This is a genomic window from Paenibacillus sp. Marseille-P2973 (assembly GCF_018101095.1).
Taxonomy (GTDB): domain Bacteria; phylum Bacillota; class Bacilli; order Paenibacillales; family Paenibacillaceae; genus Fontibacillus; species Fontibacillus vini.
In genome coordinates this window covers 537563-561491 of the sequence record NZ_JAGQEH010000003.1, presented here as the reverse complement: position 1 = coordinate 561491, position 23929 = coordinate 537563, and the positions used below count along the sequence as shown (strand labels likewise).

General features: G+C 51.2%; 22 protein-coding genes and 1 riboswitch. Of the genes, 8 read left to right on the top strand and 14 right to left on the bottom strand.

The window, feature by feature from the left end:
* Positions 1–104 precede the first annotated feature (104 nt).
* Both metE and KB559_RS09540 read right to left on the bottom strand, forming a co-directional pair.
* Positions 105–2405, bottom strand: a complete 2301-nt coding sequence (gene metE, locus KB559_RS09545; protein WP_211021473.1) for a 5-methyltetrahydropteroyltriglutamate--homocysteine S-methyltransferase — start codon at positions 2403–2405, stop codon at positions 105–107.
* Between the two features lie 161 nt (positions 2406–2566).
* Positions 2567–2763: riboswitch (cobalamin riboswitch) on the bottom strand.
* A 79-nt stretch (positions 2764–2842) separates the two neighbouring features.
* A complete protein-coding gene (locus tag KB559_RS09540) occupies positions 2843–3202 on the bottom strand; it encodes a replication termination protein (protein WP_211021472.1) in 360 nt (119 codons plus the stop codon).
* Positions 3203–3462: 260 nt separating this feature from the next.
* On the opposite strand from KB559_RS09540, the gene KB559_RS09535 reads away from it, so the two are divergent.
* The 4 genes from KB559_RS09535 to KB559_RS09520 all read left to right on the top strand — a co-directional run bounded on the left by KB559_RS09535 (position 3463) and on the right by KB559_RS09520 (position 6702).
* A complete protein-coding gene (locus KB559_RS09535; RefSeq protein ID WP_211021471.1) occupies positions 3463–4449 on the top strand; it encodes a multicopper oxidase domain-containing protein in 987 nt (328 codons plus the stop codon).
* Positions 4450–4541: 92 nt separating this feature from the next.
* On the top strand, positions 4542–5108 hold the full coding sequence (locus KB559_RS09530) for a DUF2249 domain-containing protein (protein ID WP_211021533.1): 567 nt from the start codon (positions 4542–4544) through the stop codon (positions 5106–5108).
* 22 nt (positions 5109–5130) lie between these two features.
* Entirely contained in the window at positions 5131–6363 is a 1233-nt protein-coding gene (locus tag KB559_RS09525) for a heme-copper oxidase family protein (RefSeq protein ID WP_247681711.1), read from the top strand.
* A gap of 42 nt (positions 6364–6405) precedes the next feature.
* The gene (locus KB559_RS09520; RefSeq protein ID WP_211021469.1) at positions 6406–6702 is read left to right on the top strand and encodes a metal-sulfur cluster assembly factor; all 297 of its coding nucleotides are present in this window, start codon (positions 6406–6408) and stop codon (positions 6700–6702) included.
* A 310-nt stretch (positions 6703–7012) separates the two neighbouring features.
* Here the strand turns inward: KB559_RS09520 and KB559_RS09515 are convergent, their stop codons facing one another.
* The 3 genes from KB559_RS09515 to KB559_RS09505 form a co-directional block, all read right to left on the bottom strand.
* A complete protein-coding gene (locus tag KB559_RS09515) occupies positions 7013–7393 on the bottom strand; it encodes a cupredoxin domain-containing protein (RefSeq protein ID WP_211021468.1) in 381 nt (126 codons plus the stop codon).
* Positions 7394–7595: 202 nt separating this feature from the next.
* Positions 7596–9065: a PTS transporter subunit EIIC gene (locus KB559_RS09510; RefSeq protein WP_211021467.1), complete on the bottom strand. Its 1470-nt coding sequence runs from the start codon at positions 9063–9065 to the stop codon at positions 7596–7598.
* A gap of 32 nt (positions 9066–9097) precedes the next feature.
* On the bottom strand, positions 9098–9598 hold the full coding sequence (locus KB559_RS09505) for a PTS sugar transporter subunit IIA (RefSeq protein ID WP_211021466.1): 501 nt from the start codon (positions 9596–9598) through the stop codon (positions 9098–9100).
* A gap of 367 nt (positions 9599–9965) precedes the next feature.
* On the opposite strand from KB559_RS09505, the gene KB559_RS09500 reads away from it, so the two are divergent.
* Positions 9966–12155: a YhgE/Pip domain-containing protein gene (locus KB559_RS09500; protein WP_211021465.1), complete on the top strand. Its 2190-nt coding sequence runs from the start codon at positions 9966–9968 to the stop codon at positions 12153–12155.
* Between the two features lie 41 nt (positions 12156–12196).
* Here KB559_RS09500 and KB559_RS09495 read toward each other — a convergent pair whose 3' ends face one another.
* Positions 12197–12739: a general stress protein gene (locus KB559_RS09495; RefSeq protein ID WP_211021464.1), complete on the bottom strand. Its 543-nt coding sequence runs from the start codon at positions 12737–12739 to the stop codon at positions 12197–12199.
* Positions 12740–12811: 72 nt separating this feature from the next.
* Positions 12812–15373, bottom strand: coding sequence for an ATP-dependent helicase HrpB (gene hrpB, locus KB559_RS09490; RefSeq protein ID WP_211021463.1), 2562 nt, complete (start codon positions 15371–15373; stop codon positions 12812–12814).
* A 176-nt stretch (positions 15374–15549) separates the two neighbouring features.
* Here hrpB and KB559_RS09485 point away from each other — a divergent pair, with 176 nt between their 5' ends.
* Positions 15550–16881, top strand: coding sequence for a hemolysin family protein (locus tag KB559_RS09485; protein ID WP_211021462.1), 1332 nt, complete (start codon positions 15550–15552; stop codon positions 16879–16881).
* Positions 16882–16896: 15 nt separating this feature from the next.
* Entirely contained in the window at positions 16897–17862 is a 966-nt protein-coding gene (gene gluQRS / locus KB559_RS09480) for a tRNA glutamyl-Q(34) synthetase GluQRS (protein WP_211021461.1), read from the top strand.
* A gap of 68 nt (positions 17863–17930) precedes the next feature.
* Here gluQRS and KB559_RS09475 read toward each other — a convergent pair whose 3' ends face one another.
* From KB559_RS09475 to KB559_RS09455, 5 genes are all read right to left on the bottom strand, one after another.
* A complete protein-coding gene (locus KB559_RS09475) occupies positions 17931–18737 on the bottom strand; it encodes an SDR family oxidoreductase (protein ID WP_211021460.1) in 807 nt (268 codons plus the stop codon).
* Positions 18738–18835: 98 nt separating this feature from the next.
* Positions 18836–19474 (bottom strand): ABC-2 transporter permease, encoded by a 639-nt coding sequence (locus KB559_RS09470; protein WP_211021459.1) that lies wholly within the window; start codon positions 19472–19474, stop codon positions 18836–18838.
* Positions 19467–20333 (bottom strand): ABC transporter ATP-binding protein, encoded by an 867-nt coding sequence (locus KB559_RS09465; protein ID WP_211021458.1) that lies wholly within the window; start codon positions 20331–20333, stop codon positions 19467–19469. The genes KB559_RS09470 and KB559_RS09465 overlap by 8 nt, the downstream gene beginning before the upstream one ends.
* Positions 20330–20716, bottom strand: a complete 387-nt coding sequence (locus tag KB559_RS09460; protein ID WP_211021457.1) for a GntR family transcriptional regulator — start codon at positions 20714–20716, stop codon at positions 20330–20332. Before KB559_RS09460 ends, KB559_RS09465 begins: the two co-directional genes overlap by 4 nt.
* 182 nt (positions 20717–20898) lie before the next feature.
* Positions 20899–21726 carry a hypothetical protein gene (locus KB559_RS09455; RefSeq protein ID WP_211021456.1) on the bottom strand — a complete coding sequence of 276 codons (828 nt, stop codon included), beginning with the start codon at positions 21724–21726 and terminating at the stop codon, positions 20899–20901.
* Between the two features lie 360 nt (positions 21727–22086).
* Between KB559_RS09455 and KB559_RS09450 the strand changes: the two genes are divergently transcribed.
* Positions 22087–22326 (top strand): hypothetical protein, encoded by a 240-nt coding sequence (locus KB559_RS09450; RefSeq protein ID WP_211021455.1) that lies wholly within the window; start codon positions 22087–22089, stop codon positions 22324–22326.
* A 72-nt stretch (positions 22327–22398) separates the two neighbouring features.
* On the opposite strand, the gene KB559_RS09445 is transcribed toward KB559_RS09450, so the two are convergent.
* Together KB559_RS09445 and rsgA are read right to left on the bottom strand one after the other, a co-directional pair.
* Entirely contained in the window at positions 22399–22539 is a 141-nt protein-coding gene (locus tag KB559_RS09445; RefSeq protein WP_211021454.1) for a hypothetical protein, read from the bottom strand.
* 184 nt (positions 22540–22723) lie between these two features.
* Entirely contained in the window at positions 22724–23812 is a 1089-nt protein-coding gene (gene rsgA / locus KB559_RS09440; protein WP_481856448.1) for a ribosome small subunit-dependent GTPase A, read from the bottom strand.
* Positions 23813–23929: the final 117 nt, after the last annotated feature.

Below are 23929 nucleotides of genomic sequence, written 5' to 3'. Positions count from 1 at the left end.
ATAGATTTCCCTCCTGGTGTCTATATACTAACTATTATTCTAGTACTATATTATTTATAGTACAGGATGGAAATCGGCCTGTCAAATGAAGATTTTTACTATAGTTATATCCCCAAACTCGCTGAAGCAAGAGAATTCCTGCTGCGTTGAGCTGCGGAAGCCATATTTTTCAAGGCCGCTACAGTTTCCTCCTGGCCTCTTGTTTTAAGACCGCAATCCGGGTTGATCCAGAATAGTTCGGGATCCAATACCTGAAGCGCCCGGGAGATCATCGCGACCATCTCCTCTTCGGAAGGTACCCGGGGACTGTGAATATCATACACCCCTAGCCCGATGCCAAGCGGGTACGTATTCTCTTCAAAGCTGCGAATGAGCTCGCCGTGGCTCCGTGAAGTTTCGATGGAAATCACATCGGCATCCAGTGCCTGAATGGAATCCAGCATATCATGGAATTCGCAATAGCACATATGCGTGTGGATCTGTGTCGTCTCCCGCACCGTTGAGGTAGAGATCTTGAACGCCTTAACCGCCCAATCCAGATAAGCGCTTCTATCTTTCGGTTTAAGCGGAAATCCTTCCCGAAGCGCCGGCTCGTCGACCTGGATCATTGTGATCCCGGCTTCCTCCAGTGCCTCCACTTCCTTGCGAAGCGCGAGCGCGATCTGGTATGCCACGGTCTCTCTGGATATATCGCTGCGAACAAAGGACCAGTTTAGAATCGTGACCGGACCGGTCAGCATCCCTTTCACCGGTTTGGAGGTCAGCGACTGAGCGAACGCCGTTTCTTTTACCGTCATCGGCCGGTCGAATTCCACATCGCCATAAATCAGAGGAGGCTTCACACAGCGCGTTCCATACGATTGAACCCAGCCCCCGCGAGTAAATGCGAAACCGGGAAGCTTTTCCCCGAAAAACTCAACCATATCCGTGCGCTCGAATTCCCCATGGACAAGCACGTCCAGTCCGATTTCTTCCTGAATGTCAATCCACTTCTTGATCTCCGCCGCGACGAACTCATCATATTTCTCTGTTGACCATTCGCCCTTGCGCCATTTTTGTCTGGCAGCACGCACCTCTGCGGTTTGCGGAAAGCTGCCGATCGTCGTCGTTGGCAACAGCGGCAAATTCCATTTGGCCTGTTGTTTCAAGCGACGGCTGGAAAAAACGCTGCTTCGTTCCGATGGCTGGACAGAGATGGTGCTCACCGCTTCCTGAACTTCTCTCCGGCTGCGTGATGCATCGCCGGCCAATCGTTGTAAAGCCTCCTTGCTCTTAGCGAACAGAGCTGGAGCATCTCCTGTCTTCGCTGCAATGGATAAAGCGTTAATTTCATCCAGCTTTTCTTCCGCGAAAGCTAACGATTCTTGAAGGACGGAAGGCAGTCCATTCTCCGCTTGTGCCGATACCGGTACATGCAGCAGGCTGCATGAAGGTTGAATGATGTATTCAGAGGAACCCGGAATCAATGCGGCAATCGCTTCTAATAATACTTGCGCTTCGGGAAGATCGGTCCGCCAGATATTGCGGCCATCGATCAGTCCTATTCCGAGCGTTTTGTCCGCCGGGAATCCATATTGACGAAGCGCCTCAAGGTTCCCCGCTTTACCGTGCACGAAATCGAAACCGATTCCTTTTACCGGAAGACTCACGATTTGCTCGTAACGTTCCGCCGAATCGAAATAGGTTTGCAATAAAACCGCCAGTCCCGGAACTTCTTGTGCAATCGCTCCATAAATTTCTTGAACCAGCTCCAAATCCTCATCCGATACAGAGGTAACCAGTGCAGGCTCATCGATTTGTACCCAGGATGCTCCTTCTTCCTGCAGTTCACGCAAGACCTGCACGTACAAGGGCAGTAATTTGCGGCTCCATTCCTCGATACTAAAGGAAGGTGTCCCCTTGGACAGCTTCAAAAACGTGTACAATCCGAGCAGCACAGGTTTCCCCTCGATGCCAAGCTCAGACTTGGCTTCGCGATAAGCTTCCAGCGGTGTGTTTTTCGTCAATTCTGGTTCCCTTCCGCCAAGCTCAGGAACAATATAATGGTAGTTCGTATTGAACCATTTCGTCATTTCGCTCGCTGCGGCCGATTCATTGCCTCTCGCTATGGCATAATACGTGGCGAGCGGTACCGGGCCGCCTTCATATTCAAAACGCTCCGGAACCAGTCCGAACATCACCGTCATATCCAGGACCTGATCATAATACGAAAAATCACCTACCGGGATCAGCTCGATCCCTTTTTCCTGCTGAAGTCTCCAATGAGTCCTGCGAATATCGGAAAGGCGGTCGTGAAGCTCCCCCTCGTTAATTTTCCCGTTCCAGAACGCTTCAATCGCTTTTTTCCATTCCCGTTCTCTGCCGATTCTTGGAAAGCCTAGATTACTGCTGACATACTTACTCATCGAATTCTCCCCTTTTTCCCTTTAAAATTTAACAAAGCTATGCATTTCCTATGTCCTCGCGGTGCGCAAAAAAGGCCCTCTCTAGTCAATGCTAAAGAGGACCTTCGTGTATATGTGCGATGGCTTTCGTCTTTAACACCTCCCTATCTCCCGTAGGTACAGCAGTGTTGCTAGAATAGGCAGGTCTCCTGGCTTCAGAATCATCACCCGATGCTGCCTTCCCAGTGTTCTTGAACACCAGTGGCCATGATTGCATCTCGGCTTCTCTGTTACAGTGGCGGGACCGCGCCGGCATTTGCACCGGACTTCCCTTTTAAGCTTCAACCGCGGCTGAAGCACCTATTCCCACAATTATGAAGTTGTGAAGTTCGTTTCACTAATCTTACAAGATGTGCAATTATTAATCAATACTAACTTTGTCGGAATTAAATGCTGTTCTAATAATTATCCCTTACCGCCTTATTCAACATCCCGATGCAGCGATCCAGATCCGTTTTCACCTGCTTTTTGTAAAGCTCGGCTTTCTCCGCACCGTCATCCGTAAATTGATACAGCACAATCTCCTGGAAATCCACGCTGGGATCGCTGCCTTTAAGCTGCTTGGTCCGAAATAATACGCCTTCCTGCACTAATTCGTGTAGAGCCCGATAAATTTCGCTTTGCGGAGGAACGTAACCGAACGGCGCGAATTCTTGCTTCAACTCCTCAAGCATTTGATAACCGTACCCCCGGCGCTGCTCCACTTTTGTAATTAAAAATAGCTTGATATATGCCCTTTGGGCGATCATAAATGCCATGTTGACACCTCCCGTTACAAGAACAATATAGCTCAACTGTGAAAATTTCACAATAGTGGCTAGATACGTGTAAAATATCATTTAGCTATTATGAATTTTTCATATAATGAAATAATATTAACAGGCTAATATTTGGCCTCAATTGTTACGATTTTTCGACATGCGTATAAATGTGCTTTCCGTCACAAGGGCTATTTCGGTTTGCCTTTAGTCTTAAAATATAAAAATTTAAATATCTCTCCGTGAAAGGAGCTGCGCCTATGAAATATGCAAAACCCGCCTTTCTGGTCCTTTCCTGTCTGGTCATCATCCTGGCGGTCTGGTACCCCTCCCCGGCTATTCCGGCCGAAGAAGCGGGCTCCGAGCAAGAAGTTGCTGTGGTTAATCAACCTCCGGTTGAGCCGGTCATCCGGCGTGACGGACAGACTGTCCATATAGAAATGACAGCCCAAGTGACCAATGTGGAAATTTCGGAAGGGGTTTTCTATAACGCATGGACCTTTAACGGCACGGTGCCTGGCCCGGTAATTCGGGTCAAAGAAGGGGATACGCTCGATTTCACGCTGAAAAACATGGACCCCGACATGCCCCATTCGATGGATTTCCATGCAGTTCATGCAGCCCCGAGCAAAAAATTCATCGACGTGATGCCGAATGAACAAGGAACTTTTTCTTATCCGGCTACGACGCCCGGCGTCTTTATGTACCACTGCGGTACAAGTCCGGTTCTGCTCCATGTAGGCAACGGAATGTACGGAATGATCATCGTCGAACCGAAGGCCGGGTATGAAAGCGACGCCGAGATCGACCGGGAGTATACAATCGTTCAAAGCGAATGGTACAGAGAGCATGACGAAGAGGCGTTCATGAATGAACCGCCGGAATATGTCGTTTTTAACGGTGATGACTTTACGCTCAAGGAACACCCTCTGCTCGCCAAAGTTGGGGATCAAGTCAGATTGTACGTCGCCAACGTAGGACCTAACGAAGTGTCCTCCTTCCATGTCGTCGGCACCACGATGGACCGGGTGTATATCGACGGAAATCCGAAAAACGTGATGTACGGGCTGCAAACAGCCATGATTCCGGCAGGCGGCGGAGCGGTTGTCGAATTTACCGTAACCGAAGAAGGCGACTACCCGATTTTGACCCATCAATTGAAAGACGCCAACAAAGGAGCGTCGGCCATTTTGCGGGTTACCGCGGACGGTAAGGATCACGGAGAGCCATCCACCATGAGCCATTAACAAGAGTCAAGCTTTCTAAACCAGAAATACATGTGACAGAAATCACAATGGGTCTGAATGTGCGTTTTATAATGAAGAAGAGGTGATTCATGATGGATCGAAAAGATGCCAAAATCGTTGAATTGGATGTTAGAGAGCAGCTACGTAACAAGCTGGAGCCGTTCCAGCTCATTATGGATACCGTCAAAACGCTGGAATCCGACGATATTTTTGTCTTGCACGCCACGTTCAAGCCAACTCCATTGTTGGGCTTCCTCAAAATGAAAGGCCTCGTCGGAAAAGCCGTCCAGCAGGATGACAAGGAGCACTGGATTACTACCTTCGTAAGCAAAAAAAATAAACAATGGCTCTACGAGTCGAATTCCGAGGACCTTGCTTACCAGGATACGATAAACCAAGCATCAACAGAGTGCAACGGACCCGTGCCTGAGGAACGGCAATCCAAGCTGATCGAGCTTGATAACCGAGGCCTAGAGCCCCCGCAGCCGATGGTAAGAACGCTTGCCGCGGTGAATCGCTGCAAGCCCGGAGATCAGGTCCGGATCCATAATGACCGGGTACCCGTTTTTTTGATCGAGGAATTGAACAGTCTGGGCTGCCCTTTCACTGTTGAAGAACAACCGGATGGATCGGCTATCGTAACTATCACAAAAGCATAGGGGGTTGAACATCGTGTCAAAAATGTCCCGCCTCCCTTTCCTGTTTATTATTACGGGCATATTCGGATTCATATTATTCCATGCCACCTCGCTGATGTCGTTGACCGCTTGGATCGGCGATGACATCCGGGGGCCGGCCGGCTGGTTTCACGTTCATCTGTTTGTTCTGGGATGGGCATCCATGCTCGCTATGGGAGCAGTCTACCAGCTAATCAACGTAATTTTGCAGACTACAATTTATAGCGAACGGCTGGGTTATATCCACTACTTCTGTTTTACGATTGGACTATTCGGGTTACTGTTCGGCTTTATTCAAGGAGAGATTTCTTGGATTGCCGGATTTGCGACTCTCGCATTTATCGGGCTGGTTCTGTTCGTTTGGAATATGGCATGTACCTTGTTCCGCGCGGCCAAGTGGGATGCGATTACAATCAGCACTACTTGCGCCGTTTTTTACCTGCTGCTGACCGGTCTCTCCGGCATGACCATGGGGCTTGACTTCGCCACCGGCTGGTTGGGCGATCTGCATGAGAACCTGTTCCACACACACATCTGGCTCGGAACGCTCGGCTGGTTCGGTCTTTTGATCACCGGCTTTAGCTACAAGCTGTTGCCGATGTTTTACTTGTCGCATGAATATGACACCCGCCTTCAATGGGTAACGCTCGGATTATGGAATCTCGGCGTACTGCTCGGAGCTGTTTCGCTCCTCATCGGGACGACGATATGGCTGACCTGGACCGCCCTGGTCATCATTATGCTGGCGCTGATTGCCTACAATATCCACCTGCTGCAAATCCGCAATAAGCGGCATAAGAAAAATCCTGGGGCCGGAATTGGCTGGACGATTTACGGGAACCAACTGTTCGTGGTGTTTGCCGCGGCTCTTCTGGTGAAGCTTGCAACCGACCCTGATCAACTGATGGACACACGAACGATGCTGATGATCGGCTGGGTCTATCTGAACGGCTGGGTATCCTTTATGATTCTCTGTTATGCTTCCAAGATCGTTCCGTTCCTTTGGTGGACCCACAAATACGGCAAGCAGGTCGGAAAGCCGGGTACACCGGTCATGGCCGATTTGTTGAATGAGAAAAAAGCAAATCTCGGGCTCACGCTTATCGCATGCACCCAATTGGCCGTTCTGGTCGGCATCGCCCTGAACTCTTCGTGGGTGATTGCCTTATTCGGCGCCTTGTTCTCACTAGTCTCGCTTGCCTATATTGCGTTGATTGCACTCGTCTTCTCGCGTTAATCCCTTGATCCAATAAACTATATTTTTATGGAGGGCTCAAAAATGGACCGCACTGCACAAATTCGCGAAATGCTAAAAGAAGTTTATGACCCAGAGCTGGGCGTCAACATTGTCGATCTGGGGCTTGTCTTCGACATCCGGGATCTGGGTGATCAAATTTATGTACAGATGACACTCACTACCCCGGGATGCCCGATGCATGACACGATTGTCGGGGGCGTCAAATACGTGATAGAGGATCAGTTGAACGTCGCTGTCGTCGATGTCGATCTGGTCTGGGAACCCCGTTGGTCCCCGGAAATGATGTCGCCGGAAGCCAAACGCGAGTTGGGATTTTAAACAAAAAAAGCACCTGCAACGTGCGAAAGCCGTTGCAGGTGCTTTTTTACTTTTCTCCCTTGCTGAACTAAAAAATCAATTATATAGACTGAGTTTAGAAATTGATGCAGGCAAGGGAGTAAAATGATTCCGTCAGAAGCGGAGCGTTCGCCTTTGGTTCCGGATTTCTACCCCTTAAGAATTTATAATATCAAGAAATCTGGAACCAACAGCGATCGAAGGAACATTTTACGTACTTGCCACCATCAGTTCACATTAGCTCAGTCTATATTTTGCCCGCATTGATTATTTAGTTCAGCCCATTCCCCTTTTATTTGACGATCAACTTCCCTGTCATGGCCTTATGATTTTTGCCGCAAGAGATATTACAGGAAAACACAAACTCCCCCGCTTTATCCGCTACGAACGTAATAGTCTTTCCGCCTCTTACTTCCTTATTGTATCCCTTAATTTTCAGCGAGTGCATGCCTTGTTCGTTTTTGAGCGTGATCTTTACGGTATCCCCCTGCTTGACTTTAATCTCCGTCATATCATAGCCCGTGCTGCGGGCGTGAACTGTAAATTGCTTAACAGGACCTTTCCCGGCCTGACCTATAGCATTTGGATCTCCAATCTTACCGCAAGCCGGCAGTACGACTAAAGCCGCTGTAATGGCGAGGGCAAGAGTGCGTTTCGTTAATTTCTCGATCATACGGCTTCCTCCTTTTACAGGTAAACACCTCTAAACTTATTGTATGATGCCTCTTCCTCCCCGCTTGTGATTCCCATCACAAATGAGTCGTTATCGTTTTATTCGCGTACTTAATCCAAGAAAAAGCCCCTTTGCACATTAAAAAGCAGGGTGGATCTTGATCCACCCTGCTTACAGAGGCCTTGCTTAGCCTTATCTAATTTTACAGCATTGTTTTGATTTCATCCTTGATTCCTTCGGATTGTGGTCCAAATACGACCTGAACAGCACCTTTGCCGAGCCTCATAACCCCGGAAGCACCAAGCTTTTTCAATCCGGCGTCGTTTACAATCTTCTCATCTTTAACGATAAGACGCAGACGTGTGATACAAGCATCCACGGATTCGATGTTGCTAGGTCCGCCAAGTTGAGTCAAGATTTGAGCAGAACGGCTGTTTGAAGATACAGCTCCACCAGAAGTTGTTTCTTCTTCTACAACCTCAACATCATCAAAATCATCTTCACGGCCCGGTGTTTTCAGGTTCATCTTCACAATAAGGAAGCGGAACAACACATAGTATACCAAGGCGGTGACGAGACCCACTGGAATGAGTAACAGCGGTTTTGTAGAAATTCCGTAGTTTATCGCATAGTCAATGAAACCGGCCGAGAAACCAAATCCAAGTTTCATGCCAAGCGCGGTAGTAACATACGCTGCGATACCGGATAATACGACGTGCACACCATAAAGAACAGGAGCAACGAACATGAACGCAAATTCCAGAGGTTCAGTAATACCCGTCAAGAAAGAAGCAAATGCAGCACCCACGAAGATAGACGCAACCGTTTTACGTCTTTCTGGTTTAGCTGTATGGATAATAGCGAATGCTGCTGCTGGAAGACCGAACATCATAACCGGGAAGAACCCTGTCATGAACATACCTGCTGATCTGTCTCCCGCGAAGAAACGATACAAGTCACCATGAATAACATCGCCTGCAGCGTTCGTGAAGTCGCCGATTTGGAACCAAACGATCGAGTTAATAATGTGATGCAGTCCAAATGGTACGAGGAGGCGGTTAGCAACAATATGAATTGCGGATCCTACCCCGCCAAGGCTTGTAACCCAGTTGCCGAAGGTATCCAGAACACTTTGAATCGGCCCCCAGATCAAACCGAAAATCAAACCAACGAAAATCATTGTAAAAGCGGTGACCATAGGAACGAAACGTTTGCCTCCGAAGAAGCCGAGCCAATCCGGAAGCTTGATCTTATGATATTTATTGTATAGAAAAGCTGAGATACAACCTACAAAGATACCCCCGAGCACACCCATGTTCAATTTAGTATCCGCGCCTGCTTGCATTAAGCCCGGAAATATTCCCGGTACGATAGCAAGCACTTTAAGTAAAATTAACTGTCCAATGACGGCTGACAAAGCCGCAACGGCGTCACCCGCAAGCCCGATCGCAACACCGACTGCAAAAATTAAAGGCAGGTTGTCAAAGATCGTGCCCCCGCCCGCAGTCAGAAACGGGGCGATGTAAGTATTAAAGAACCCCCCAACACTATCTCCGAAGTGAAAATCTTTGATGTAATCAACGGCGCCGAAGCGATTCAGGATTGCTGCCGCTGGTAACGTTGCTACCGGTAGCATCAATGACTTCCCGATTTTTTGAAGAAAAGCCAACATTCCAAATCATCCTTTCCTTTTTGTAGTACTATCTAAGACTTCAAAACCGCTTTTAAAATGACATCTCTGCCTGCTGTCACAGGTCCGGTGAGTGTCTCTAGTCCGCTAGCCACTTCGTCAGCGTTTGTAACAATGATCGGGGTGATGACCGGATATCCTGCTTCTTTGATTTTCGAGATGTCGAACTCGATCAGGACTTGCCCTGCTTTCACCTTATCTCCCGTAGACACATGGGAGTTAAAACCTTCCCCTTTTAAAGACACCGTGTTGATCCCGATGTGGAACAAAAATTGCATTCCTTCAGCATTCTCAACCATTACCGCGTGACTGGACTTAATGACATGGACCACGGTCCCGTCGAACGGCGCAATCAGTTTCCCCTCCTCAGGCTCAATAGCGATCCCCTGCCCCATATGCCCTCCGGCAAAAGCCTCATCGGGAACCTCCGACAAAGGAACGGCCCGCCCTGTAACCGGCGCGGCAACCTCTACAACTTTAGACTCAGCAGATTTCTTTCTCCATTTTGAAAACATCTTTTGGACCCTCCTATCCGAATTGAGTGAGTGACTGCAGTGTAAAACAACGGCTAAATCCCCACTATTTTATACCGATTGCATGTTGCATGATGTTTAATATTATGCCTGGCGAGTCGATGTATTATTTTCAAAAGGCAATAAAAAGAGCCAAGAAAAGAAGCCTATTGAACTAGGTCAGCTTTCCTTGGCTCATGCCCATTAGCAGTAACGGTAACACGCCATATGAAATCGGTTTTTTGTTATGTGCTAATCATAAATCAAGCATCTCCCACTCGTCAATAGAAATTTTGAAAGCGGTATCTATTCGAATGGATTAGGGGTCCTGGTGGGATACTAGCGCTCAAAAGACGAAACGGGGCCTCTCATGAAACCGATATTTGCAATTTATATAAAAGATCTGCGAGGAATCGTCACGAACTGGGCTGCGGCGGTGATTATAGGCGGATTGATCATCCTCCCTTCGCTCTATGCCTGGTTCAATATAAAAGCTTCCTGGGATCCTTACAGCCAAACTTCCGGGATTCGGGTTGCGGTCGTAAACCAGGATGCAGGGTCGACTTTGAGGGGACAATCCTTGAAGATCGGCGATGAAATCATCTCCTCACTTCGAGAAAATCATAATATAGGATGGATATTCACCAGCGAAGATAAAGCGATGAAAGGATTAAAAAGAGGGCAGTACTACGCCGTAATCGTGATTCCCGATTCCTTTTCCGCGCGGATTGCTTCGGTATTAACGCCGACCCCGGAGAAAGCAGAGATTCTGTATTATGTGAACGAAAAAATAAACGCGGTCGCTCCGAAAATCACCGCCAAGGGCGCGAGCTCTGTCACCAGCGAAGTAAACCGGAATTTCATCAAAACGGCTAACGGGGCGATCTTCAGCATCTTCAATCAGATCGGACTAGAACTAAAGCAGGAGCTTCCGTTAATCCGTAAAATGAAAACCTTGGCATTGCGATTTCAGGAACTGTACCCGGAAATCAACCAGGCGGCAGGGACGGCTGTAGATGATTTGCATGCCACTCAAAACATCGTAGGCAAAGTTCAGAATGAGCTGCCGCATGCCGCTGAATTGGCGGATAAAGGAAAGCAATGGGCCGACAACACTTCAGCTTTTCTGAACCGGGGCGGCGAGGTTTTGGAGACATCTTCTCCTATCGTAAAAGATACCCTTATCCAGTTGACGCAAGCGGCGGACCTGGCATCCCGTACCACCGGACTTCTGTTGGCGAAATTGGAACAAGACAATGAAGATGAAAGTAAAGAATTGCTGACCCCGCAGCAGTCCGAGCATCTGACCCAGGGTCTTTCCGTTGCGGCGGGTATTGCCGAATCACTCGCTGACATGCTGGCACGTTTGGAGCCCTCGGCGCCCGGGAACAAACTGACCGGAGCCGTTGCCGAACTTCGCCAAGCCGGCGGCGAATTCAATCAAATGGCCGGTCTCTTCCCTGGCGTTCGCTCCTCGGCCGTTGAGACCGGAGCCGCTCCAGGCCTTAAAGACGCCGCAATAGCAGCGCTGACCAAGCTGCATGGCTTGGCTGAATCGGCAGCCGACCGGCTTAACCGGCTGTCCGGCAACTTCGACAATATCATTCAGCCCGCTATTAAATCGGCGATGGATACACTGAAGCAGGAAGCAAGCCATGCCGGGAAATTACTTCAGGAAGCGACGGGTGATCTTCCCGTCATCGACAAGGTGCTTACTGATGCCGGAAAAGGGCTTACTGCAGCTATTAAGGGGGCCGAGGAGATTCGCAAGGAACTCCCGACAGCCGAAAAAAAGCTCCAGGAAGTAACCCGGAGGATCACCTCGCTCGAGAAGGAAGGAACCTTGGAGGATCTGATCGGATTACTAAGCCTGGATTTTGCCAAGGAAAGTGAGTTTTTCGCCGAGCCGGTCATTTTGAAGGAGAACCGGGTGTTCCCTATTCCGAATTACGGTTCGGCGATGTCTCCGTTTTTCACGACGTTGTCGGTTTGGGTCGGGGGATTGCTGCTTGTATCCATGCTTACCGTCGAGGTCCATGACCGGCTTGACGGTATCCGTAGTTACCACGAATATTTGGGGAGGTTTCTCACCTTCTTGACGTTGGCGCTTCTGCAAACCGTGTTCACAACCGTGGGTGACCTCCTGATTCTCGGCACGTACGCCGCCGATCCGCTCCGATTCGTACTGTATGGGCTGCTGCTCGCCGCGGTATTTATGCTCATCATTTATACGCTCGTTTCCGTATTCGGGAACGTAGGAAAAGCGATGGCCATCGTCCTGCTGGTATTACAGTTAGCCGGCTCGGGAGGCACATTCCCAATCCAGGTGACTCCGCCGTTTTTTCAAGCGATCTATCCCTTCCTTCCCTTTACGTACGGCATTAGCCTGATGCGGGAAGCTGTTGGCGGGAGCGTGCAGGACATCGTCACCAGAGACATTTATGTATTGTTGCTCTATGCGGGATTATCACTCGCTTTGGGACTTGGGCTCAAAAAGTCCGTAAATAAGGCGGCCGCCAAATGGGTCGAGAAGGCCAAATCCGGCCACTTGATCCATTAGACGCCGCCCGGGCGTGATGTCTTATGAGTTACAATAATTGGTTACAAACGACTCGAAGGATCGTTGCGGTACGGGTCGACCAGACCGGCAGCGTAAATATCCGAGTTCAGCGAACGATTACTCCGGAAAGTGTCATAGACATGGCTGCTGCGGTTGTCCTCATCCACCAGGACAAGAATCTTGCCTTCATCCAGATAGGACTCGTACGCTTTTGCTTCATTTTCCGGGATACCGAGACCGATCAGTCCTCCGGCAAGGCCGCCCGCTCCAGCCCCGGCAGCCATCCCGGTCAACGCCGCCGCAATCGGACCAGCGGCAATGACCGGACCGATCCCGGGAATGGCGAGAGCTCCGATGCCTGCCAGCAGACCGGCTACGCCGCCCAACAAACCGCCTGTCGTCGCGCCCACGGCTACGCCTTCCGGCGCCTTGCTTCCTGTCTCATCCTGGATCGCTTCACGGTCCCGGCGGTCCCGGGACAACACGGAAATCTCTTCCGCTGAAAATCCCTGCTGTTGGAGTGCTTCGATGGCAGCAGTAGCTTCCCTTTCGCTTTCAAAAACACCGACTATTTTTTTGCTCATAGGGATCAACCTCCTGGTAAACTGGTTTCCCTTCATTACCCGTAGGTTGCGGGCCTCAAACCCTTCCCCTTTCTATTTGCCATTCCCTGGACGGACGCGGCGGGTCGCGGTTGCCTCCAAGGGATCATCCGGCCAATAATGCTTCGGGTATCGGCCCTTCAGGTCTTTTTTCACTTCAAAATAGGTGTTATTCCAAAAGCTGGTCAAATCTGCCGTCACCTGTACCGGCCTGCTGGCCGGTGATAAAAGATGCAGTGTAATCGGAATCCGTCCGTAACCGATCCGCGGCGTTTCCATCATCCCGAACACTTCCTGGAGACGCACGGATGCATAGGGCGCTTGCGGCCCGTCATATTGGACCGGGATCTTTGAACCGCTCGGCACGAGCAAATGGGTTGGAGCTTCTTCGTTCAGCTCCTGTACCAGCTGCCAGCCAAGGCGATTTTCAAGGATTTGGTGTAGGGACAAGATCTGCAAATCCGACTTTTTGCGGAAGCCGGCCACGTAGGGAGCAAACCATTCGGCCGCTTCCTTCGATAGGGCCTCGTCAGAGACGTCCGGCCATCGTTCTTCATTCATCTGCCGCAAGAACAGAATTCTGGCCTGAAGCTGCCTCGATTTAGCATTCCAAGGCAAAATGGTTGGCCCCTGCTCCGCCACGATTCGCAGCAGGGCCTGAAGGACCAGCTCCGGCGAAGGCTTGGGATCCGGTTGATCCTTCAGCACGATAGCGCCGAGGGACAAGATAATTCGTGCCCGAACGGCTCCGATTTCCTCGTTCCATTCAGCCGTCTTCTCTTCCTTCAGCTCGTCCCCGTAATATTCGGTCAACCAGGACTCTTGCATCGGAGCAGCCAGAAGAATCCTGCCTTCCGGGCCCTCGTCATCCACCTCGGCGATCGCCAGAAAGTCTTCCGCGCTAAGCGGTTGCTGGCGGGCAAAAGCCGCGCCTCTGCCGGAACGCAGCAAGTACCTCCCGTCTCCCCGGCGCCGGGCGATTCGATCCGGATAAGCAAACGAAATGAGTAGGCCGCACATGTTCCACCAGTCTCCGGCGGCATCGGTAACGACCGAATCCGGCAGCTGAGCCTCCAGCCGGTTCTCCCACTGCCGGCTGACCGTAAGCAGCCGCTGGATGTCCGCGCTGCCGGCCGTATGCCCATCATTGTGGGTAGCATGGGCGGCATGATGTATAATGCCGCTATCTCCGCCGGCGGCCATTAGAATCGCGAGGCGGCTGCGCAGGTCGCCGTCGCTTCCCGCGGCCGGGCCTTTGATGAGGCCCGGCTCCTCCAACAGCGCGGCCATGCGGCAGGCTGCACGCCCAAGGCCGAGCGGCCGGGCGCGCAGCAGCATATGCGCGAGCCGCGGATGCAGGCCGAGCGCGGCCATGCGCCGGCCGTGGCCGGTGATGCGGCCGGCGGCATCGAGCGCGCCGAGCTGGCGCAGCAGCTGCACGGCCTGGCCGTAAGGCGCCGCCGGGGGCGCGTCGAGCCACGCCAGCTCGGCCGGGGACTCGGCGCCCCAGGCCGCCAGCTCCAGCGCCAGCGGCGTCAAGTCCGCCTCCAGCATTTCCGGAGGCGTGCTCGGCGCAAGCGCCCGGTCCTCCGCCTCCGTCCAGAGGCGGTAACACGTCCCGGGCGCCGTGCGGCCCGCCCGGCCGCGCCGCTGGTCGGCGGCATCGCGGGCGGCGCGCACCGTGACGAGCCGACTCATGCCGGTGCGCGGCGAGAACAGCGCGGTCCGGCGCAGCCCGCTGTCGATCACGACCGTGACGCCTGACACCGTCAGGCTGGTCTCGGCGATCGACGTGGCCAGCACGACCTTGCGCCCGCCATCCGGCGCCGCCCCGATCGCCCGCTGCTGCTGCTCTTGCGGCAGCGCGCCGTACAGCGGCGCCACCGTCACGCCCGCGGGCACCTGCCCCGCGAGCGCCGATTCGACCCGGCGAATTTCACGCGCGCCGGGCAAAAAGACCAGGACGCTGCCCTCATGCTCGGCCAGCGCCCGATGCACCGTCCGCGCGACCGCCGCTTCCAGCGTCTCCCCTTGCGGACGGCCGGCAAACACCGTCTCCACCGGGTACATCCGTCCCCGGCTTTGAACCACCGGCGCATTCCCGAGCAGCTCCGCCACCGGACTTGCGTCCAGCGTGGCGGACATCACAAGAATGCGCAAGTCTTCGCGCAGCAGTTGCCTGCTCTGAAGCGCCAGCGCCAGTCCCAGATCGGCATGCAGGCTTCGCTCATGAAATTCATCAAAGATCAGAAGGCCCGTGCCGATCAGCGCCGGGTCATTTTGCAGCATTCGCGTGAGAATACCTTCCGTGACCACCGTAATTTTGGTACGGGAGGACACCTTGCTCTCGGTGCGGATCCGGTACCCCACCGTCTCCCCTACTCGCTCGCCCAGTTGCCCGGCCATATAGAGCGCGGCCGATCTGGCGGCGAGCCTGCGAGGCTCCAGCAGAATCATCTGCTGTCCTTCCATCCAGGGCTCGTTCAACAGTTCGAGCGGCGTACGCGTCGTTTTTCCCGCACCCGGCTCCGCAATCAACACGGCGGCCCCAGCGGAATTCAAATTTTCCCGAAGACTCGGGATCACTTCATCTATAGGCATCAGTAATCGATTCATCTTTCTCTCCTTACGGGGTTACACTATTTCAAAAACAAACAATCCGGCATAAACAAGCCTTCACGGATAACTCATTTTATCATACTCGAAAAGCCCGGTGTTTTCTTTGATGCACGGGAATCTCTCTTGTATAATTAGAAAAGGTTTGCCGGTCACGGGAGGGAAATTTAACGATCATGAATCCGGACGGAACCCTTTGGAGTTTCTTGCTGATCCTTCTGCTGGTCATGATGACCGCTTTTTTCGTCATCGCGGAGTTTTCTCTCCGCGGATTGCGTTCCGGCCGGGCGGAAGCACTGCTTCGCGAGGGCCGCAGATCCGGGTCTGCACTGGTAAAACTGATGCGCAGGCCGCAGCAGGCTCTCTCGGCCTGCCAGCTCGGCATCACGGTGACTTCGCTTCTTCTCGGATGGATGGCGCAGCCGTTAGCCCAAGTTTGGCTGAACCCCCTTTTCCGGCTGTTCATGCTTCCGGAAAAGCTCGAAGCCGTATTATCCTTCGCGATAGCCTTCCTGGTAATAACTTATTTGCATGTAGTTCTTGGCGCAACGGTGCCCCGGATGCTGGCCTCCCAAAAGGGGGAATCCTTCGCTCTCGCCGCATCCCGGCCGCTGCTTTGGTTTACCGGGCTGATGTCTCCCCTGGTCTGGCTGCTCAACCGCTCATCCGGCCGCATTGTCTCTATTCTCGGGCTGCGTTCCACTACAGAGAGCGATGACGCGCACTCGGAAGAAGAGCTTCAGGAGCTGCTCAGCGTAAGTCTGGAGCACGGAGAGATCAACAGCAATGAATATAATTATTTGAGCCGGATCTTTGCGTTCGACGAGCTGTCCGCCAAAGATATCATGGTTCCGCGGACAGATATGGTCTGTCTATATGCCAACAAAACGCGGGAAGAAAACCTGGAAATCATCAAATCGGAGCAATATACCCGGTTCCCCGTCATCCGCGAGAATAAGGACGACATCATCGGCGTGATCAATACCAAGCAGCTGTTCTTGAATTACGAAGACCAGCCGGATGCTCCGTTGGCATCCCTTGTTCGGCCGGTAATGACCGCTTCGGAAAACATCCCTTTAACCAAGCTGCTGTCCCGCATGCAAAAAGAACGCTCCCATATCGCCCTCCTGATCGACGAATACGGCGGCACTTCCGGGATGATCACGATCGAGGATGTGCTGGAGGAAATCGTCGGTGAAATCCGCGACGAATTCGATACCGAGGAGGAGCAGGAAATTACGATTCTCAAGGAGAATCATCTCATCGTAGACGGCAAAGTATCGATCTCCCACATCAATGATCTCCTGCTCACGGATTTGGAGGACGATGATACCGATACAATCGGGGGCTGGGTCTACGGCCATGACATCGATATTGAAGAAGGAACCCGGCTCGATTATGGCGAGTTCAGCTTTACGGTGCTGGAACGGGAGGATAGCCGCATACGGAAAATCGAGATCGAGAAAATGGATGCCCCCAAACAAATTGAAGAGACCGACGGTTTTTAAAGGAAGTGAAGCACAATGAAAAGGGGAAGATTTGCCCCTACGCCCTCCGGCGACATGCATCTCGGAAATGCAAAAATCGCCCTGCTCTCCTGGCTGCAGATGAGGGCGGCGGGCGGGGTATTTATCCTGCGGATTGAAGATATCGACATACAGCGCTCCAAACCGGAAATTACGGAGCGGATTTTGGAAGACCTTCGATGGCTCGGGCTGGATTGGGATGAAGGCCCGGGTACCGATCCCGCCGGCGGCCCTTATTGGCAAAGTCAGCGCGGGTCTTATTATGAAGAAGCCCTTCGGAAACTTCAGGAAGCCGGAAGGCTGTATCCTTGTTATTGCAGCCGGGCCGAGCTGCTGGCCGTGGCCGGAGCGCCGCACGGACTATCGTCCGAAGGTGCGCCGTATCCCGGAACCTGCCGCAGCCTAAGCCTCGAAGAGCGCCAGGAACGGGAGGCCCGCAAGACGCCGTCGCTCCGGTTCGCTATCGGAAACGAACCGGTCCGCTTCCTGGACGGTATATTCGGACCGCAGAGCTTTCCGCCGGGCAGCGGCGGTGATTTCGTAGTCCGGCGGGCGGACGGGATGTATTCCTATCAGCTCGCCGTAACGGTCGATGATGCTCTGATGGGCATCACCGATGTGCTGCGAGGCGGCGATCTGCTGGACTCGACGCCGCGCCAGCTTGAGCTTTACACCGCACTGGGCTATACACCGCCGGCGTTTGCGCATGCTCCGCTGCTGCTGGGCGAAGACGGTCGCCGGCTGGCCAAGCGCCACGGAGATCTCGGACTCGCCAGCTTGCGGGCTGCGGGTACACGCCCCGAGGCCGTCATCGGCTGGCTGGCCTATATCAGCGGATTGATCGACCGGTTCGAACCGGTCGCTGCCGTTGAACTGATCTCCGGCTTCAGTTTGGATTACGTTTCCCGGGAACCGTTTATTCTGAAGCCGGCTCATTTACAGCAGCTCTTAACCTGCCATTAAACAGTAAAACCTTCAAGCCCACTTTTACTGGGGCTTGAAGGTTTTATTAATTTCTTCCTTTTACACGGTTACAGCAGAGATTCTGCGCCGTCGATCACAATTCTCGCACCGGTTACATGAACAGACTCGTCGGAAGCCAGGAATGCGACCAGGTCGGCAACATTTTCCGGCTGGCCAGGTCCGTCGGCCAGCGGTTGCGCCCCCTCGGGATACTCTACCGGAATAATGATCTCTTCCAGCTCCTCACTGATTTCGGAGGTTGAATCAATATTTGTGGCGATAGCTCCGGGACAGATCGCATTGACCCGGATTTTGTATTTGGCCAGCTCCAGGGCCGTCATTTTCGTAAAAGCAACTTGCCCTGCCTTGGTCGTACTGTACGCCGACATCCCGAACCCGGCAAACCGGTCGTTCCCGTTGATCGAGCTGGTGATAATGATGCTGCCTCCCCCTTGTTTTTTCAAGTGGGGTACGGTATATTTCACGGTCAGAAACGTGCCGTTCAAGTTAATGCGCAGCGTTTTTTCCCAATCTTCGAAACTCATTTCGTCCACCGGTGCCAAAGCGCCGTTAATACCCGCATTTGCAAACACGATGTCGATGCCGCCAAACGTCTTTACGACCTCTTCTACCGCTTCCTCCATCCGCACCGGATCGGACACGTCTACATCGAAAGCGCGCGAAACGCCGCGGTAAATATTGTTGATCTGGTGTTCCGTTGTGCGGGTGCGATCATTCATCAGATCAAAGAGCGCGACCTTGGCCCCTTCGTTTGCCAGCTTGATCGCCGTCGCTTTGCCAATTCCGGACCCCGCTCCGGTCACGATCGCTGTCTTTCCCTGAAAACGCTGACGATTGCTTTGATTTTCAGCCATGATGCCACACGCTCCTATTATTAAATGGGTTAAGGACTTAGTAAAGTTCCTGTCTCAAGATTACCCAAAAAGAGGTGCGGTTTAATCACCCGCCAAGCTTACAAATCCTTTTTCCTGAAAATTGCAAGCGATATTTGATACGATATAAACACCACCAGCGCCGTAGCGCTCGCAATAAGGACGCTCGCTGCCAATGAATGGGCGGATACCCATTCCAGCGGTCGGGACATGTCCTCGCTGCCCAGCAAAGACGATACCGCTCCGTTGCTGACCATAATGATGATCATCATCGCCATATTCAGAAACTGGGCTCCCTTCAATCCGAGCCAATAATAGAGCGGCAAGTAGATGGACGTAAACAGCGTCATGGAAATGAAAGTTCCGATTACGAGCGAAGCGTTTATTTTTAATGTTCCGTAATCCACTAAATCCGTGACCATGTTCATCAATAAGCAAACAGCGATCCCCAAAATCAGAAAAATAAAGGAGGACGCATATTTCGAAAAAATGAGATAATTTCGTTTCACCGGAAGGCTGACCAGAAATTGCTGGTTCGGCAGTCTCATATCCGTCCCGATCGCTAAAATGAGCAGCAGGCCCGGGAGCAATCCATATAGGAGCGCAGAATCATTACTTTGGATAAACCCCGAAAAAATGAATGCATAGATTACAATCAGCCATAAATAACGCTGAACAAGAATGAGATCCTTGTGAACCAGGCAGATGATTTTAGGCATGCTGTTTACCCCCTTTAGACGTAAAATACATAATATCCTCCAGGGTAGGCCGTTGATAAAGCACTTTGTCCCCGAATAGCTTTACCGCTTTATCCCGGTTTCCGGACAGCCCTTCGAATCCAACCTCCGTCTCGCGGATCCCGATCATTTCTTTACGGATGTCACCGTCCAGCAATTCCTTCGCGCCCTTGACGATCGAGTATCTCTCCAAGATTTCATCTTTGTTATCCGAAAATACAAGCCGGCCGCGGTCAATAAACGTCACATAGTCGGCTACCCGGTCTAAATCCGTCGTCAAGTGCGATGAGAAAAGAATCGTATTTTCCTCCTCCAAAATATAGTCCGCCAGAAGGTCGAGCAGTTCCCGCCGAAAGACAGGATCCAGACCGGCCGTCGGCTCGTCCATGATCAGGAGCGAGGGATGATGCGACAGAGCCAGTGCGATCGCATATTTGGTCTTCATGCCTTTGGAGCAATCCTTGATTTTTTTCCGGGACGGCAATTCAAATAAATCCATATATTTAAGGTAAAGATCTTCATCCCACCGGGCATAAAAAGGAGCGATAATCCGCTTCATCTGTTCCATGGACAAATACTCGTAAAAAATATTTTCGTCCGAAATATACCCGATTTCTTGTTTGTAATTTCCTTCCGTCGCCCCGGCATTTTGACCCAACACGGTGATGACTCCCCCGTCAGGTACGATCATCCCCATAATTGCCTTGATAATCGTGCTCTTACCGGCCCCGTTTGGCCCGATTAGTCCCGTAATATAACCGCGCGGCACCGGAAAAGAAATATCGTTCATCGCATAGCCGCCATAGCTTTTGGATAACCCCTTCACTTCAACTGCATTCATTTATCAGGACCTCCCTCATTCTCCAGCAATCTGATCCAATCGATTAATTCATCCACGCTGACGGGAATGCTGCGGCTTTCCTCCAGCAATTCTTTGATTTTGTCCTCCAGCATGCGTATCCGCTGTTCGCGGATAAACTCCTGGTTTCCTCCGGCCACGAAGGAACCCTTCCCGACCACGGAATCGATAAGTCCCTCTTGTTCAAGCTCGTTATATGCGCGTTTTGTCGTAATGACGCTGATTTGCAAATCCTTCGCCAATTGGCGGATGGACGGCAGCGGGGTTCCAGGGAGTAGTTCTCCCTGCAAGATGCTCCCTCGCATCTGTCTGACAATCTGCAAATAAATCGGCTCGCCCGAAGAAGGAGACAGTAAAATGTTCATGGTCACCTTCCTTATCACTGTTCACTTTGTCGTTAATGTATATATACAATATATACACTATACACGATTCAGTCAATATAATTACAATAAAAAAATAAATGCAAAAAAACAGCCCCTGACCCGGAGCTGTTCCTTGTATTATGCCATTACCCGGTTACACCGGAGACGTAATTAATATTTCTCTATTCCGTAAGACCTTGTCCGCTTGGCTGCTGAAACCAATGCTGCAGCATTTCTTGAAATTTCTCGCTCGGTGTCGGAGTGGCGATTAGCCAATCCTCATCCTCTCTGGAACTGGTACGGATCAGCCAGTTCATATGATGATTATTGATAAATTTAGCGCTCTGTCTCTCCCAGTTCTCTCCATGACGGGCATAGAACCTTAGGTCTCCGTGAGACACGCTGGTTTTCATGCACTTGGCGAGTGCAATGATTCCCTCTTGGTCATCCGATACTTTGGACAACTCCGCTAAAATATCATCCATCTCCAATTCATCCAAATGCTTCACGATTTCTTCAAATTGACGCCTGGACAGCAGTAGAGCCGGTAATTCTCCCGGGGTATGCATATTCCATTTCAGCTTGCCGGCCAGCACCCCGCATGCTTTGTTTACCTCGCCAATCTCATCCATCCGGTGGAGGGTCGGATCCTCAGGCATCCTCTCCAGCGTGACGACCCGCTCGTTTGTAATATGTAAAAATTCTTCGTTTATTTGGGTTCCGGTTTTGTATTTCATCCAGCAGGCTTTATCCGAGAACAGCAATGCGGCCAGTCTGGAGAACATCTCCTGTGGAATTGCGATATCTCCCACAGCTCTATTTATGACGCCTTTTGCAATCAGAGATTCGCGGACATCATCCCGGTTCTCCGCTGCTTCATTCTGCAAATATCCCCGAAAGGGATTCTCCACACAGTCCAGGCAATCCGCGCCCAGCAAATCCGCCAAATAAAATAATTCTTTTGAATCTAGCGTTAAAGCTGATTCTTGCGACGTATTAGCTACTATCATTCTATTAACCTCCTTTGCTTCAATTCGTCGATTGCGCTCTCTTTATGAACATAAATTGATATACTGTTATTTTTCGGGATGTTGTAATCATACCACTGTTTAAAATGCTGTTGATCGGAAATTTATGGTAATCTATTACAAAGTACCCATTAATCTAGGAGCTGAATCACATTTTTTTACGCAGTATGAAACTTATTTTCGTATTTATCCGTAATAAAATGAAAAGGCAACCATAGAATTCTATCATTTTTGGCTGCCCGTCACAAAACCTTAATTGAATTATAATGTAATCTTAATCTATTTTTAAGATTTCTGCTTTACAATGTGTATTATGAGACCACTGTATAGAGGTGATTAGCTATGAAAATTTTAATAACTTTCCAAGACAACCAAGTTCCCGTATATTTTAACACCGATACCAAACAACCCGTACAACGTACATTGAAACTACTGACTAGTGCACTGGAAAATAAGATTCGCACCGGAAAACAAGCTTTGAAGAAATGCCTGAATTCATTGATCAGTATCGAAATTGAAGGCTCCGAGGCGATCCTTCACAGCAAGAGCGAGTTTGATTCCTTGGCTCTTTCGCTTTATTAAGCAAAGCACGTAACACTTTGCATGTTACAGACATATTTATGATTTATGAAAATAAAGAGGCCCGGGCGACGGTTAATAAGCTGTCGTCTTGTGGGCCTCTTCTTCATGCATCGCCTTCTCGATCCGGATCAGCAACAAACGCAGCAGATTCACACGCATCGGTTCATAGGTGCAGGTTTGTATTTTCTTAATAATAAACCGGTCTATGGCCATATTCCTCATCCTCCATCAGGTAATCTCTCAGCAGGAACATTTTTCCTGCCTTGTTCTTACTCCTAATTTAACCCGATTCTCGAGGTTTAAACGGCTAAACGCCGCGTCTGACAAGGATTCTTAGTGTTCGACATGTTTCTTCCGGTTCGCTGACTTGCTACCTAAGCCGTCCTTTAATTTCTAATTATTCCATTTGTTGCTCGAAACGTCTACGCTGCTCCCCTTTCCCCCGGGGGGCCTCTTTTTTACCGGTTGTTCTCCGATCATTTCTCTGGCGTTGCCGCTCCTTCGAGGCTTGGAATTTCAATTCCCTCCGGGTTTTACGGTAATTATCAAGCCTTTTACGGTCCAGCTCGCCGCTGTTTACGGCCTCTTGCACCGAGCATCCGGCTTCCCGCTCATGCAGGCAATCTCCGAACCGGCATTGCGCAGCAAGTTCTTCAATATCGTTAAAGGCCTCGGACCAGCCGCCTTCGGCATCGTCCCATAGCTGCAGTTCCCGCATTCCCGGCGTATCGATCATCACCGCTCCTTGCGGGAGCACGAACATTTCTCTGTGAGTCGTCGTATGGCGGCCACGGCTGTCGCTTTCCCGGATGTCCTGGGTAAGCTGGACCTCCTCATTGGCGATCCAGTTCAGGATCGTCGATTTGCCCGCGCCCGAAGAGCCGGTTAGAGCAATGGTCATGCCGGGCTGCAGCAGGGCCTCCAGCTCTTCTCTTCCCTGATCTTGGGCGGCACTGACCGCGATGACCGGAACTCCCGGAGCGATATTTTCCGTCTCCCTTACAAAATGTGCAGGATCCTCACAAAGATCCGCCTTGCTCAACAAAATGACAGGACTCGCTCCGCTATTCCAAGCCATAACCAGATAACGCTCCAAACGGCGAAGATTAAAATCCAAATTCAGTGCAGCCACGAGCAACAATACGTCAACATTTGCGGCGATCATCTGCTCTACCGGCACCGAGCCTGCAGCCCTACGGGATATCCGGCTGGATCTCGGCAGAATACCATGGATCATGCCGTCCTTTTCCCCGTCGGAAAAATACCGCAGTGCTACCCAATCCCCTACAGCCGGATAGTCGCTTCTATCGGGAAGCTCATGTTGAAGCTTCCCGGAAAGTTCGGCCCATCCTTCCCCCCGCTTCGTAATTACGCGGTATTTATGCCCGTGATCGGCTACGATCCGTCCAGGTTCGGCATCTTCCAGCTTCAGCTCTGCAAAAGCCGTCTCCCATCTAAGGCCCCAACCGAGCATATTCATATCCAGGGTGTTATCTTGCATACTGTTTACTTTTAATTTTGAGTTCAAATCGAATTCCTCCAATTCGCTATATAGTTGCTTCTTTTCAAAGGGACAATAAAAACAAAAAAGACGCGGCCAAAA